Source organism: Streptomyces sp. NPDC014734 (genome assembly GCF_043083325.1).
GTDB lineage: Bacteria > Actinomycetota > Actinomycetes > Streptomycetales > Streptomycetaceae > Streptomyces.
The window spans coordinates 56,106-71,113 of sequence record NZ_JBIBYN010000022.1 but is presented as its reverse complement, the minus strand read 5'-3'; the positions used below and the strand labels follow the sequence as shown (position 1 = coordinate 71,113).

The 15,008-nt window shown below is 70.4% G+C and carries 9 protein-coding genes and 1 pseudogene; all 10 read right to left on the bottom strand.

Going from position 1 to position 15,008, the window contains the following annotated elements:
- Positions 1-132: 132 nt before the first annotated feature.
- The 10 genes and pseudogenes from ACF1CT_RS29030 to ACF1CT_RS28985 all read right to left on the bottom strand — a co-directional run bounded on the left by ACF1CT_RS29030 (position 133) and on the right by ACF1CT_RS28985 (position 14,894).
- Entirely contained in the window at positions 133-2,400 is a 2,268-nt protein-coding gene (locus tag ACF1CT_RS29030) for a TIGR02679 family protein (protein WP_391786938.1), read from the bottom strand.
- Positions 2,401-2,840: 440 nt separating this feature from the next.
- Complete coding sequence (locus tag ACF1CT_RS29025; protein WP_391786937.1) at positions 2,841-3,410, bottom strand: hypothetical protein; 570 nt, start codon at positions 3,408-3,410, stop codon at positions 2,841-2,843.
- A gap of 608 nt (positions 3,411-4,018) precedes the next feature.
- Positions 4,019-4,402: a hypothetical protein gene (locus tag ACF1CT_RS29020; protein WP_391786936.1), complete on the bottom strand. Its 384-nt coding sequence runs from the start codon at positions 4,400-4,402 to the stop codon at positions 4,019-4,021.
- Positions 4,403-4,486: 84 nt separating this feature from the next.
- Entirely contained in the window at positions 4,487-5,443 is a 957-nt protein-coding gene (locus ACF1CT_RS29015; RefSeq protein ID WP_391786935.1) for a hypothetical protein, read from the bottom strand.
- Positions 5,440-6,699 carry a TIGR02678 family protein gene (locus tag ACF1CT_RS29010; RefSeq protein ID WP_391786987.1) on the bottom strand — a complete coding sequence of 420 codons (1,260 nt, stop codon included), beginning with the start codon at positions 6,697-6,699 and terminating at the stop codon, positions 5,440-5,442. Before ACF1CT_RS29010 ends, ACF1CT_RS29015 begins: the two co-directional genes overlap by 4 nt.
- On the bottom strand, positions 6,696-7,406 hold the full coding sequence (locus ACF1CT_RS29005) for a TIGR02677 family protein (protein WP_391786986.1): 711 nt from the start codon (positions 7,404-7,406) through the stop codon (positions 6,696-6,698). The genes ACF1CT_RS29010 and ACF1CT_RS29005 overlap by 4 nt, the downstream gene beginning before the upstream one ends.
- A gap of 4 nt (positions 7,407-7,410) precedes the next feature.
- Positions 7,411-8,153, bottom strand: a pseudogene (locus tag ACF1CT_RS29000) (TIGR02677 family protein); the annotation flags it as partial.
- 250 nt (positions 8,154-8,403) lie between these two features.
- Positions 8,404-10,680 (bottom strand): DUF262 domain-containing protein, encoded by a 2,277-nt coding sequence (locus tag ACF1CT_RS28995; RefSeq protein ID WP_391786934.1) that lies wholly within the window; start codon positions 10,678-10,680, stop codon positions 8,404-8,406.
- Positions 10,681-11,288: 608 nt separating this feature from the next.
- The gene (locus ACF1CT_RS28990; protein ID WP_391786933.1) at positions 11,289-12,617 is read right to left on the bottom strand and encodes a class I SAM-dependent RNA methyltransferase; all 1,329 of its coding nucleotides are present in this window, start codon (positions 12,615-12,617) and stop codon (positions 11,289-11,291) included.
- Positions 12,618-12,845: 228 nt separating this feature from the next.
- Entirely contained in the window at positions 12,846-14,894 is a 2,049-nt protein-coding gene (locus tag ACF1CT_RS28985; RefSeq protein WP_391786932.1) for an APC family permease, read from the bottom strand.
- Between the last annotated feature and the right edge of the window lie 114 nt (positions 14,895-15,008).

Below are 15,008 nucleotides of genomic sequence, written 5' to 3'. Positions count from 1 at the left end.
GGGTGCATGCAACCGGTGCGCGCCTACCACGTAGCAGCACGGTCGGGAGCCGTGGCGTCGAGGGTGCGGACCGGTTCGCGCCGTCGGACGAGGACGTCGTCCCGGACGTGGCGGAGGGCCCGTCTCCTCATCTCACCCGAGATCGGACAGCAGATCCCCCAGCACCGCCTCCTCCTCCACCCGCACCCCCGCCTCCTGCAACGCGTCCGGCAGCTCCGGGTCCCACGGGGCTTCGGCCCGCACCCCGGTGAGGGGTGGGCCGGCGGGCAGGGTGTGTACGGCGGTGCGGTAGTCCGCCGCGGTGTAGCGCCACGGGGTCCAGGGGACCCGTCGCAGCAGGGCGGCGGCGATCCGCAGGCCGCCCCAGTCGAAGTCGCCGTGGTAGCGGAAGCGGCTGCCGTGCGTGTGGAGATGGCCCAGGAGGGCGAGGGCGGCGGCGGACGGCTGGCCCTGGAGGCAGACCAGCGGCGCGCACCGGGTGCCGTACGTATCGGCGGCCGCGGCGAGCACCGCCGGGTTCTCGCAGATCCGGACTGTCGGCGGCGCCGAGCGGGGCGGGCGCCGGGTCAGCTGCCGCAGAGTGAGCACGGCGGGCTCGCCCGCGTCGGCCATCCAGTCCAGGGCAGGAGTCCCCCGCAGATTCAGGGCGAGCACCGTCGAGGACAGCTCGTCGCGCAGCAGTCCCACCGATGCCCACGCCTCGCACCGCCCCTGCGCGCCACCCGTGTCGGGGACCCCGGTCAGCGCCCGGACGCCGGAGAGGGTGAGGGTGCAGAGCGGGGTCCCGTCGTCCAGGGCGTGGGCGCTGCCCAGGAGCTGGGAGGCGAACGTGGGGAGCGACACCGCCGGCTCCACCGGAACGGCTCTCACGACAGTGGCCACCTTGCCGAGCAGGTCGGCCGCTGCGGTGGGTGTGCCGACGTGGCGTCGTACGAGACCGTCGCTGCGGAGCCGTTCGGCCCAGGGTCTGAGGGCGGGGACCTCGTCGGCCAAGACTTCGAGCGGGGCGTACGCCTGGGCCCAGGCCCGGTGCTCCTCGGCGCGCACCTGGCCGAGGACGGTGACCGGGCCGGTGAGCGCCACCACGGCGGCGGCCAGTCCCGCCGGGCTGACGCCTGAGCGGCGCAGCAGGTCGTCCACCGCCTCGAGGCGCACGGACAGGGACCGTCCGCCACCCGGCGCGCGCCCCAACAGCCTTTCCGCCGCCATCCGTTGGTCCGCCGTGGGCGCGCTCAGCGATACCGGTCCGGTGAGCGGTTGCCCGCGCTCCAGGCGTCGGCGCGCACGGTCGACCAGCCAGCTGAGGGCGGGTGCGCCGAGGAGTCTGCGCAGCCGTACGTCATCGATCGTCGACGCAGTCCCGGGGGTCACTTCCACTGAGGTTCCGACGCCTCGGTGCGGGGTGCGGGCACCGCACCATCGGGCACCGCCGGGTCCGCGCCGCGCCGCCTTCGGGTGCCGTCCCACTCCCACCGGGTGACGAGCACCGCCGCGACCTCGTCGATCCGCGACAGCTGGGCGATGGCGATGCCGGGCACCTGCGGGTAGCAGGCCCAGGCACTTGGCGCGGGAGTCGTCGTCCACTCCGGCGAACGCCTCGTCGAGGGTGACCAGGCGCGGTGCGTACGGGCTGCCCGCACTCGCGTAGTGGGAGGACGCGGCGGCGAACAGTGGCACCGACACGGCGAGCACCCGTTCGCCGCCGGAGGCGGGTCCCGTGGCCGGGATCCAGCGGCCCTGCTGGTGCCGCTCGACCCCGAACTCGTGCCAGGTCCGGTAGTCGAGTGCGGCGGTGAGGTGATCCAGCCAGCTGCCCGAGGCGTCGTCGGTGTGCTGGCGGGCGATCTGCTCCGAGAGGAACTCACCCACGGCCGCGCGGTCCTCGGCGGTCCAGACGTCGGCCGACCGGCGCAGCCGCTCCCTGGCCGGGGCCAGCCCGGCGGGGGCCTTGCGGGATGCCCGCCACACCAGCCTCAGCCGCATGCCGGTGGAGGTCGGCCGCTCCTCCAGTTCGACGTTCATGTCCCGCACCTGCCGCTCGGCCGCACCGATCAGCTCCTGGAGCGTCCCCGCGACCTCCGTGACCACGTGGGTCTCCAGGATCTCCCGCTCCCGTGCGGACAGGATGCAGGACAGTTCGCCGACCTCGACGGCCAGTGCCGCGGCCAGGTCCGGTACGGCTCGTTCGCGGCCCTGATACGTGATGTCGACGACCATGCCGTCCTCCACCATCCGGGCGGACGCCCGGTGTCCGTGCCGGGACAGGGTGTCCTGGAGGGTCTTGAACTCCTCGCTGAGCCGGCGCTGCACCCGTTCCCAGGCGCTGTCGGAGTCGTCGGTGGAGGACAGTTCCGCGTCGATGGCGCGGGCCAGCGTGATTGCGGGGGGGGCGCGGCCCATGCTCCGCCTTCCACGGCGGGCACCTCGATGTCGGGCACAGCCACAGTCATCAGTCCGGTGGCGGTGAACCGCTGGAGTGCGGCAATCGCCTCCGTACGCGCCTCGGCCGCCTCCGCCAGCCCTTCGTGCAACTGCTCGATACGGCCTTCGGTCCGGCTCGCGGCCCGGTCGGCCTCGGCATGACGCCGGTGGGCGGCCTGCTGCTCGCTCTCGCAGGTGCGCGACGCCTCCGCGGTCCGCGCCAACAGGCGCTGAAGCTCGTCGATGGCGGCGCCCACCGTGGAACGCAAGGTGCTGAAGCGCTCGTCGGCCGCCGCCGCCTCGTTCTCTGCGTCCTTCGCGCGCTCCGCGAGCTCTGCGGCACGCTCGGCCGCCTGTCCGGCCTCGGTACGCTCCTCGGCGACCTGGCCGTCAGCCTCGCCGCGCTCACGCAGGGCGGGCTAGAGGGCTGCCAACACCTCGGCGAGGGCGCCGAGTGCGTCACGTACCGCTGTCAGCCCGTCCTCGTCGGACGGCATCCTCAGGTCCTCTGCGGTCCGGGCGAGTTCCGCCGCCGCCTCGCTCCGGCCGGCCGCCTCCAGAAGGGCGGCGGCCCGCTCCTCGCGCCGCCCACCGGCCCGGCGCAGGGACTGAGCCGCGGCGGCCACGCGGGCGTGCGCGCGGGTGAGAGCGGTCTCGTCCGGTACGTCCGCCACCTCCGCGTCCAGCACCTCGCGGCGGGCGGCCAACGCACCGAGCAGTTCCGCAAGGGTCGTCAACTCTCCCTGCAATAAGTTGAGTTCACCGGTGATCGTTTCGATGCGGGCCCGCCTGGCAGCCTCCCGCGCACCCTCGCCGATGTACTCGGCGGTGGCCTTGGCCCATCGGCCGGTCAGCGCGCCGACCCGGAAGCGGCCGTCGACCGCGACCCACGTTCCGGCTTCGCCCGCCGGCCCGGCGCCACCCTGCTCGGCACCCACGGCACCGGCGCCGATCGCGGCAAGCACCCGGGCCACGGTCGCTTCGCCCACGGCAGCGTCCCCCCGCGTCCCCCTGGTCCACGGCCGGGCGCAGCAGGTGCGCGAGCGACGCGACCCGCACCGGAGCCCCTGCCGGGGCGAGCAGCACCTCGTGGCTGTCGGCGGTGAGAACCGTGCCGCTGGGCAGCACCCAGGCATCCAGCATCCCGGACGCCTCCAAGGCGGCCTCAAGACCGGCCTGTTCCGCTGCGGAGAGCCCGTTCTCGAAGTCCACCAGCCGCCACAGCGGGGCACCCGTCAGACGCTCGCGCAGGCCGGGGGTGCGGGTGTGCGGCGGTTGCGGCGGACGTCGCCCGCCGGCCTCCAGCGCGGCGAGTTCCTGCCGCAGCCCGTCGGCCTGCCCGGTGAGTTCGGCACGGCGCCGGCCGGCGGCGGCGCCCTGCTCGGCCAGCCGTGCGGATGCGGCGCTGTGGGCGCGCGCGGCCTCGGCCCGTGCCGGGTACGGGCTGTGGAGGCGACCCACCCATTCCTGGAGTTCGTCCAGCAGACCGGGCTCGTCCGCGTAGGCGAGCTCGGTCCAGCCACGGGCACGGGTGCGGACCTCGTCCAGCAGCGCCCGGCCCGCGCGCACCGCCTCCTCCTCTGCCCGGCCGAGCTCCTCAGCGGCCGCGGACCGGTCCGCGTCGGCTTCGTCCAGCCGGACGGCGTGCGTGCGCCGTTCCTCCGAGGTGCGCACTGCGGTGACCCCGTTCCACGGACTCCTCGACGGCGCCGCGTAGTTCACTCGGGGCGCGCCCGTCATCCGGCAGGTCGTTCGCGGGGAAGACGACCCGGGCGGTCGCCGCGGCCTTTGCCGCCTGCCGGTAGATGTTCTGCGCATGCCGGTCGGCCGCCCGCAGCCGGTTCTCGGCGGCGCCGAGCCGCTGGAGGCCCTTGTCGTGCAGCCGCGCCGCCTGGCCCCGGTCGCTCTCCGCGCGCTCTGCCGCATGCGCTGTGCGCTCCACCTCGTGGTGTGCCTGCTCAAGGCTTCGGGCGCTGCGCATCTCGGGGCTCTCCCGCAGAGCCGCGTCCTGGGCGCGGAGCTGGTTCTGCTGCTTCTCCAGCCTCGCGATGAGCTCGGTTGCCGCCTACCGTTCCTCCTCGGCCCCGGCCTGCTGTGCCTGTGCCTCGGCAAGGTCGCTTTGGCGATGCTCGTAGCGGGAGTGCTCGGACCGTGGCAGCCGGGCACGGCGACGGGTGGCGACGCGTGCGTAGCGCCGGTAGTGCTCCAGGAAGCCGGCGGCGGCACGCTCCGCCGCGGAGGCCGCCGCCAGTTCGGTCTTCTCCTCGTCGAGGGACCGGAACGCCTCGGCCACGTCGGCGATCACGGCCTGGTCCACCGGCGGCAGGGCCTCGGTGAGGGCGCGGGACAGGGCTGCCTCGTTGGGGCGCTTGGACAGCTGAGGCTGGCGCAGCTGGACGAGCAGGTCGACCAGGGCGCCGTACCGCTGCTCGCCGAGCCCGAAGAGGGCCTCGTCCACGGCTCTGCGGTAGGTCTTCGCCTGGTCGTACACCATGCCGTGACCAGCGACGGCTTCGGCGAGACGATCCCTGGTCAGGGCCGTACCGGTGGCGTCGACCAGGCTGAGGAAGCCCTCCACGGGTGTACCGAGTCCGTGCTGGACGCGCAGCTCGGTGACCGCGTACCAGTGCCGGGCGATCCCGCGTCCGCTCACGGCCTTCAGCCCGCAGAGCAGCGTACGGAAGTGGCTCTCCCCGGTGCTCGCGTCGTGTCTCTCAAACTCGATCCAGGTGTAGCCGAGGCGCTCGGTGTGCGGGTGCTCGCCGCCGAGCAGGAGGTTCCACTCCATCCGCTTGCCCGGGTCCCCATCCGGCTCCACCCTGCGCGGGCTCAGGTCGCCGTCAAGGAGGAAGGGCAGGGTGAGGGCGAGCACCTTGGACTTGCCGGTGCCATTGTTACCGCGCAGCAGCAGTCGCCCGTCACGGAAGTGGAACTCCTCCACGTCGTAGTGGAAGAGGTCGACGAGCCCGATGCGCAGGGGCTGCCAGCGGGTGCGAAGGGGTTCGGGAAGCGGGTTGGTCACGCCTGACCGGCCTTTCGCTGTGCCGGCGTGCGCGCGCTGCCGGGTGTGACTGTGGGTGGTGTTCCTGGTTCGAGTACGACGGGTTCACCGACTGCGTAACGCGTCAGCGCGGGGCGGGGGTCGGCTCCGTCGGCGGTCCGGGAGACGAGGCCGAGGGCGGCGAGCCGGGCGACGGCCTGCTCGACGAGCTCGGCCTCCGTGCCCGGCTCTCGCGCGGCCTTGGACCAGAACGTGCCGTGTACGAGGGCGAGTTCCCGTACCCGCTGGGTGAGCTGGTGGGTGGTGACGGGCCGGGCCGCCCCCGCCAGGTGCTCGGCAAGCAGCAGGGTGATGTGGCCGTGGGTGCCCTGCTCGGGCATCCGTACGTCGGTGAGGTCGTCCTCGGGGTCGACCATGGCAATGCCTTCGGCGCGGATCTCGGGCACCAGACCGGTCAGCTCGGCCACCCGGGCCGTGAGGAACCCCCGCTGTCTGGTGAGGTAGCCGAGTTCGGCGTCGCTCAGCTCGTCGTAGTAGAGCACCGGGTCGTCCAGGAGTCGGCGGGTCAGTGCGTGCCGCATCGCGCGGAAGCGGAGTTCCTCGCTGTCGAGGGCGGTTTCGGCGACGAGCTGCGCCAGCCGGTCGGCGGTGGCCTCGGCCTGCACGGTGGAGGGGCCACGCCGTGTCGCAAGGAGCCCCGCGAGTACCCGGCGTTCGACGTCGTAGAGCACGTCGCCCGCTCCGTTCACGTACGCGTCCTCGTCTTCAGCGACCCGGCGCAGTACGCCGAGGCCGAGCAGCAGCCGCACGACTGCCGCGAGGTCGAGGCGCTCGTCGCGGCGGTCGAGGGTGAAGTGGATGCCCGACGCGACCAGCCCGGGGTCGGTGGCGTCGAGGACGACCTGGTCGGCGAGACGGCCGAAGGCGATCTGGGACTCGCCACGCTCCAGGGCCGCCAGGGCCAGACAGAGCAGAACGTAGCGGCGGCGGGTGAAGGGGGCGGCGGCGCGGGTCGCCTCGCGTGCAGGGTGTGTGGCGTCGTGGAGCACGCCGGGGATCTTGCGCAGCCGGGCGGTCCCGGCGTCCACGTGGAGTGGCCATCCGGTGTTGCGGTCGAACCACTCGCGCAGTTCGGCGGCGTGCCGTCGTACGAGCCGGAAGTCGTCCGCGTGCTTGCCGTGGGAGAGCAGGAGCGGCTGTTTGAGCAGGGTGCGAGCGGCCTTGCGGAGCTCTGCGGCGTGCTGTCCGTCGAGCACTTCTGCCGGTGGCGTGGTCATCGTCCGCTTCCTCCGTGCAACGACCTGTCGTCGTCGGTCAGATCGACGATCTCGATGAGGTGATCGGGACCGTGGAACGTGCCCGACGGTGTACGGATCTCCGCCGGAGGCCCCTCGGCCAGGGCGCTGAGCCTGATCTCCATCGAGCCGTCGTTGCTGGTGGCCACGGTGTGCCGCATGCCGGGGCGCCAGGTGGCCAGTGCGTCGCCGAGCAGTTGGAGGAAGAGACCGAAGGAGACCGGGTCGAGCTCGCCGAGTTCGGACAGTCTGACCGCTCCGTCGGTGACGAGGCGGTCCCGGGCAGCGGCGGTCTCGGCCACCTGCTTGGCCGCCACCTCGGCGAGGTGACGACGACGCTCCTGACGGTCCTCGACCTTGCGGGGCTTGCCCCGCCGCTCGTAACTGCCGGTACGGCGCAGCTGGGGGCTGATCCGCAGCGGCTCCGCGGCAGCCCAGGGGGTTGCGGCGGGCACCGGTGCGGCAAGCCGGGCGGCCAGGGTGTCCGCGTCGGCCGTGAGGTGCCGGGCGGGGTGGAGTCCGAAGGCCGCCCGCCACAGCTGGTGCCGCGACGCGTCGTCGGGGGCCTCGGCGAACCAACGGGCGAGGGTGCGGAAATCGGCGGACCGGTCCGACCGGCCGGCCCGGCGCTCCCCCCAGCACCCGGACGACGGCCAGCATCTGCGGAATGGCCCCCAGCGCGCGGCCACGCAGCAGGCGGGCCTGCGACTCGCGGCCGTCCCGGCTGAGGAACCACGCGGTGAGCCCGGCCCAGTGGGCGTATGCCTTCTGCGCGGCGGGCTCCGCGTCCTCGGGCGCGGCGTCGGCCGCCTCCCGTCCCGCGGCAGCCCTGAGCAGGATCTGGATCCGGCCCGAGTCCTCCAGCTCCAGGATGATCTGGGCGATGCGTCCGCCCAAGGTGATCAGGTCCTGGATGAAACGCTCCAGATACTGGATGAGGCGGTCCTTGTACGCGAGGAAGACCCCTTCCTCCACCTCGTGCAGGTCGATGGTGCGCTGCAACGAACTCATGAACGCGCGCGCGTTGTCGGCGAGAGCGGCGAACCGGCTCGCGAGCGCGTCGAACGCAAGGTACGTCTTGCCCGGGTCGGGCTGCTCGTCGGCGGTGAGGACGAGAAGGGCGCGCAGCTGCGTGACGATGTCGTGCAGAGCGATGGCCTGAAGGGCGCCCCGCCGCCCGAGCGCCTCGTCGTAGGCGGCCAGGGCTTCCCCGGCTGCCTCCCCGGCCCGGGTCAGCTGGTAGATGAAGCGTTTGCGGTAGAAGTCCTCGACGGCGCTGACCCGTCCAGTGTCGGGGTCGGCGCGCAGATTCCCCCACTCGACCAGCTTGTCCAGTGCTTTGACAACGCCGTCCAGCTCGCCGGGCCGCACCCCCCGGGCAGCGCGGCGTACACGTCCTCGGGACGCAGATGCACGGCGAAGTGTTCCTTGGCCATGGCGAACGCCCGCATCACCTGCCGGTAGAGGGCGGTGTTCTGCACGGTGAGGTGGGCGAAGGGGCTGAACCTGTGCGGCCCGGAGCCTGGAGCGGTGGTGCTGGTCATCACTGGCCATTGTGCCGTGACGGCAACGCTCCCGGACGGAAACCAGAGTGATTGTCTGGTTGACGCCGGTATGCGGGGCGCCCTGACCGCTTCCAGGCCCGAGGTCATTCCCCTGGGGTCGGAGGGCCGGCCATAAGGACGCTCATCCCCAGTGTTCCTCCTTGTAGCGCAGGAGATCATCACCGTGGAGTTGCTTCGTGGCATTGCCGACCCGGACCCAGAAGTCGGTGGCGCCGTTGCCGCCCTTGGCGGGTTTGGCGAACACCGGCATGCCTGCCGCGGCAACACTGATCTGACAGACGACGTTGCTGGCGATTTCGGGGAAGCCTACGCGGACGGTGGTAGCTGTCGGGGTCGACAGGCTGCTGTCGATGAGTTGGCGCACGAAGAGCTCGTATCCGTCGACGCTGGCCTGCGACTCCAGAGTGGTGAGGTCGTTCTCGATACCGAGGACGGTCCCGTCGTCGGCGACGCCGATATACAGGTTTCCGCCCTCGCCGTTCAGGAAGCCGCAGACGGCCTTGACGATGTTGTGCCGCAGAGACTTGTCGGCCTGCCGGGTGTGCACGTTCCAGCGGGCGCTGGCCTTGAACTCGGTGCCCTGGGATTCGCCGGCGGCGATCATGTCGGCCGGGGTGGTCGGGACGTACGCAGGGCGTTCCCCTCTGAGGGTTTCGAACGCTTCCCGCACAACCTTGGCTATCAGCTGACGCCGCCGTTCCAGAAAGGTGAAATAGTCGAGCTGTTCCCAGCCGACCGGGAGCGCGTGCCACCGTACCTGCCGCTCGAGCACCTTCGGGTCCATAGCGTCCGTGATTCTCGGCCAGTATTCATGTGGTGCGTCGCTGTTGGACAGCTCGTCCGCCGGCCACGTCACATACGCCATGTTCGCGATGGCATTGACTTGGCGTCGGTCGGTAATACCCAGTCCGGCGAGCACCTTGCCGTGGAACAGGTTGTCCCGGCCGACGGCCCTGACGGGTTTGACTGAGGGGTCCAGCAGATCACGGATCCGTTGGTCGCCGAGGAGCATTTCGGCGTCGAGGATGTCGAGCGCAGCCTGGTAGGCGAACAGCACCGGTGAGCGCGACGAGGACGTGTCCAACCGGTTCGGCAGGGAGATGTCCCAGTAGTCGCCGGTGAAGTTCGCTGCGATGATCCGGTCGAGTTCCGCAGCGAAGGCTCGGCCATCACCTGGCGGCAGACTGCCGATGCGCCCCAGGTCGGACTCCATCTGCGACTCCGGCGAGTTGGAGTACCGACCGGTGGTGTGCGCCATGAAGAACCACCGTCCGATCAAGGGACGGAGTTCATCGGCCGTCAGCCCGAAATCGTGGCGTCCAATCAGCCAGATCGTGTAGCTGTACAGCAGGGCGTTGTCCGAGGTGATCATCTTGCGGCTGCGGAAGCCAGCCATCCTGACGCACTGGAAGAACTCGTGCCAGCTGGTCAGGTCCAGGACCTTCGTGTGCGCTTGAGCGAGCCGATCAAACTGCTCCTGCCGTCGTGCGGCGGTGACCTTTCCGGTTCCAAGGTCCTTTCCCCGCAGGACGCTGTAGACGTGCTGCAGCCGGGCACGCCGGAAGGCGAAAGCGACGGCTACGCGCAGCAGTTGGTCGGGACTCGGGTCCAGAAAGGCGTTCCGAGGGCTCGGATCGGGGAGCCCTGAGATCACCGCGCCGCGGCTGAATTCTTCGAGCTGACGGCGCCCCTCCTCCCAATGCACTGACATCAAAGTGAGGATGAAGTCGGACTGATTGAGCTTCACGCCTTCGGAGTTGATGCGCACGAAGATGTCGGCGACCTGCTCCTCGTCAGCCGAAGCACCCAACTCCACAACCTGGAAGAGAAAATCATGCAGGTCCCGGACACCATCTATGCGTTCTTCGAGCTCATCTTTGGCAGCGTCCGACAACGGCTGTCCGCCAGCCTCTTCGAGCCGTTGGAAAAAGCGACGGACGGTGGGCTTGTAACCACCTTGGGCCCAGAGCGCAGTGATGTCCGGAATGAAGTGGGCATCCCGCTCGATCGCCGCGTCAGTGACCTCGAATGTCTGGTCCTCCGGGTGGAACGCGATGCGAATGTTGATCGCGTCGAATGACTTGGTGACGATCTTGCGCCCGGTGAGGACAGCGAACAGGGCGGTGAGCCGCTGCTGCCCGTCGACGACCAACAGCTGGGGTGCTCGATCACTCGCTTCCGTTCCGATCTGCCGCGTCCCCACCTCAGCGCCGGTCTCCCAGAACATCAGCGTGCCGATCGGGTAGCCCCGATACATCGAGTCGAAGAGATCGCGGGTCTTCGCCGCGGACCAGACGAACGGGCGTTGAATGTCGGGGAGTCCGATACGGCCGCCTTCGATGTTCTCGATCAGGTGCCGGAGCGTGTAACCGGTGTCGCGATACAGAGTGGATGGCACAGCCGAGGGCTCCAAACGTCCGAGGGCAACTGGTCGGTGGAAGTATCAAGAGCGTGGGAACAGCATCAGGTTTCTACCACGTGGACACACCACACCACAGGACCAATGGCGCTGGCCACAAGGAGGAATGCACGGCGGCGTGGCCCAACTGAGGGTGGTCCCACCCAAGTCCGCAATGCCCTGGGCCGGGTTTCGGGGCCGCCCATCCGGTCAACCGAATGCCACACCTGCTGGCCCGGACGGGCTGGATGAAAGCACGACCTCGGATCGGCGCCACGCTCTGCCACTTGGACTGCCAGGCGCTGGGCTCCAGGGAGCCGGGGACCGGGATGGCAGCTCGCGCCGCCGCCGGGAGGAGTTCCTTGCCCTCCATGCCGAGGGCCCGGCCCACACGGCCCCAGTCTGTGAGGTCCGTGAGGCTGAGACTCCCGATTCGAGCGTCATACGAGCGTCAAGAATCTCCGAACGAGACCTTGAAGACGTCGCGGACGCAAGCGACTCCGTGATGAATTCGCAGTTCAGGAGGCTTCGAGAGTCAGGCCCGGCACTCGACCCGCTCCACGGAGGGAAACAGGTCGAGTGTCTCACCCGAATCACAAAACCGCAGGTCAGGCTTCCTTCTTCACCGGCTCCAGAATCGCCACGCACTCCACATGATGAGTCATCGGAAACAGATCGAACGCCCGCAGCGTCCGCACCCGGTATCCCCCGTCCCGGAAGTAGGCGAGGTCGCGGGCGAGGGCGGCCGGGTCGCAGGCCACGTAGGCGATGCGGCGGGCGCCCAGTGAGGACAGGTGCGCGACCGTCGACCTGCCGGCGCCCGCGCGCGGGGGGTCGAGGACGATGAGGTCGCACTCGGTGATGCCGGTGCGCGGGAGGACCTGGTCGACCTTGCCGTGCTCGATGCGGACCCGCTCCAGGTCCTTGAGGTTGTGCCGGGCGTCCTCGACGGCGCGCTTGCCGGACTCGATGCCGAGGACCGCGCCCTTCTCGCCGACGCGCTGGCCGATGGCGCCGGCGAACAGGCCGACGCCGCAGTACAGGTCGAGTGCGGTGTCGCCCTTGCGGGGCAGCAGGCCCTGCATGACGGCGCGGACCAGGGTGTTGGCGGCCTGCGGGTGGACCTGCCAGAAGCCGCCGGAGCCGACCCGGTAGGTGCGGTCGTCGGCGCGTTCGCGGACGAAGGCGCGGCCGTGCACCCGGTGGACGCCGCCGTCGCGTTCGTCGACGCGCATCACCGAGACGGGCTTGTCGAGTTCGACGAGGGGAAGCCGGCCGCCGGGCCTCGGGGTGAGGATGACCTGGCGGTCGTGGGAGCCGGTGGCGGCGATGGCCTCGACGGACGCCATGCCGGGCCAGTCACGCTTCTCGACGCCGAGTTCGGTGACGCCGGGGGCCGCGATCAGGCAACGCTCGATGGGCTCGACGTCGTGCGAGCGGTGCTTGCGCAGGCCGACGCGGCCGTCCTCGTCGATGGCGTACTGGACCCGGGTGCGCCAGGCCGGTACCTCGCCCGCCGGGAGCTTGTCGCCCTCGGCCGGCATGACGGTGCCGTCCCAGCCCGCTTCCTCGGGGGTGAGGCCGGCGAGGTGCTGGAGCTGTTCGGCGATCACCTCGCCCTTGAGCCTGCGCTGGGCGCCGGGCTTGGCGTGCTGCCAGTCGCAGCCGCCGCACTTGCCGGGGCCCGCGTACGGGCAGGGCGCCTCGACACGGTCCTTGGAGGCTTCGACGATGCGGACGGCGTCGGCGCGCAGGAAGCGGGAGTCGCTCCCGCCCTCGGTGATCCGGGCGACGACCTTCTCGCCGGGGAGTGTGTGGCGTACGAAGAGGACCCGGCCCTCCTCGGTGCGGGCGATGCAGTGGCCGCCGTGTGCGACGGGGCCGACCTCGACCTCGTATTCCTCCCCGACCAGCGACGACGTGGATTCGTTCTGCATGAGGGGGTGGCTCCAGGGTTCGGGGAAGGTACGGCCGGACAACAACCTACGAGTCTACGTGGATGTCGCCCGGCCACCCGCCACGAGTCGGACGGAGACGGAGGGGTGTCCCGGTCGCCTCCGCCGGGACAGTCCTGCGCCGGGACAGTCCTGCCCTGGCCTGCCCTGGCCTGTCCTGTGCCGGGGCAGTCCAGCGCCGGGAGAATCCTGCGCCGGGACAGTCCTCCGTCAGGCCTTGTTCGTGGGTTCCCTGGGCTTGCGCTCGACGGGACCGCGGCGCACCGCGCCCGGCGCGTTCCACTCGGCGCGCTTCCTGGCCCGCTTCCTCGCGGCCTCGGAGGACTCCAGCTGGTACGGAACCGAGGTGACCATCACCCCCGGGGTGAACAGCAGTCGTCCCTTGAGGCGCAGGGCGCTCTGGTTGTGCAGGAGGTGTTCGTACCAGTGGCCGACCACGTACTCGGGGATGTACACGCTCACCACGTCGCGCGGGCTCTCCCGGCGCAGGTTCTTCACGTAGTCGATGACGGGGCGGGTCACCTCGCGGTACGGGGAGTCGAGGATCTTCAGCGGGATGTCGATTCCCCGTCGTTCCCAGTCCTCCCTGAGCGCCTTGGTCTCGGCCGGGTCGACGCTGATGGAGAGGGCCTCCATCCTGTCGGTGCGGATGAGCTTGGCGTAGGCGAGTGCGCGCAACGTCGGCCGGTGCAGTTTGGAGACCAGGACGATCGAGTGGACCCGGGAGGGGCGCATCGTCTCGTCCGCCGGGGTCTCGTCCGCCGCGATCTCCTCGGCGACACGGTCGTAGTGGCCGCGGATGGCGGTCATCGTCCCGTAGAAGATCACCATGCCGAGCAGGGCGACCCAGGCGCCGTGGGTGAACTTGGTGGCGAGGACGACGACGAGCACCAGACCGGTCAGGAAGGCCCCGAAGGTGTTGATCGCGCGGGAGCGCTTCATGTGGCGTCTCTTTGCCTGGTCCTTCTCCGTCGCGAGGTGCCGGTTCCAGTGCCGGACCATGCCGATCTGGCTGAGGGTGAACGAGACGAAGACACCGACGATGTAGAGCTGGATGAGTCGGGTCGAGTCCGCGCCGTAGATCCAGGTCAGGAGGATCGCCGCCCCCGCGAGCAGCACGATGCCGTTGGAGAAGGCGAGCCGGTCGCCGCGGGTGTGGAGCTGGCGGGGCAGGTAGCGGTCCTGGGCGAGGATCGAGCCGAGCAGCGGGAAACCGTTGTAAGCGGTGTTCGCGGCCAGGAAGAGCACCAGCGCGGTGGCCCCCGCGAGTACGACGAAGAAGAACGTGCCGTCGCCGAAGACGGCTGCCGCGACCTGGGAGATCACCGGGTCCTGGACGAATCCGGAGCCGACCGGCGCACCGTTGCTGATCAGGTCCTTGGCCGGGTTCTCGGCCATCTTCACATCGGTGGCCATCGCCAGGCCGATGATGCCGCAGAACATGGTGACGGCCAGCAGGCCCATCATCGCGAGCGTCGTCGCCGCGTTCTTGCTCTTGGGCTTGCGAAAGGCGGGCACACCGTTGCTGATCGCCTCGACGCCGGTGAGGGCGGCGCAGCCGGAGGAGAAGGCCCGCAGCAGCAGGAAGACCAGCGCGAACCCGGCGAGTCCCTGGTGCTCGGCCCTGATCTCGAAGCCGGAGGTCGGGGCACGCATCGTGTCGCCGAGGACCAGGCCCCGGAACGCACCCCAGGTGATCATGATGAAGACGCCGGCCACGAAGAGGTACGTGGGGATGGCGAAGAGCTTGCCCGATTCCTTGACGCCGCGCAGGTTCATCAGCGTGAGCAGCACGATGGCGGTGATCGCCGCCGCTGTCTTGTGCTCGACGACGAACGGGATCGCGGACCCGAGGTTCTCGACCCCGGAGGCGATCGACACGGCGACGGTCAGCACGTAGTCGACCAGCAGTGCGCTGGCCACGGTGAGCCCCGCCCTGGGGCCGAGGTTGGTGGTGGCGACCTCGTAGTCACCACCACCGCTCGGGTAGGCGTGCACGTTCTGCCGGTACGACGCGACGACCGTGAACATCAGGACGACGACGGCGAGCGCGATCCACGGGCTGAAGTGGTAGGCCGACACGCCCGCGACGGACAGCACCAGGAGGACTTCACCGGGTGCGTACGCCACCGAGGACAGCGGGTCGGATGCGAAGACCGGAAGGGCGATGCGCTTGGGCAGGAGCGTTTCTCCCAGCTTGTCGCTGCGCAGCGCCCTTCCGATCAGAATCCGTTTGGGCAGGTCGGTCAGTTTGGACACGCAGAGGATCGTAAGCGTTCCGTATGGAAGCCGCAGAGCTGTCCGAGCCGTGGCCCGCCATTTCCCTGCACTCGGCCGAAACCGACGCGAAATCCTTAACGGAATCCTTGCGCC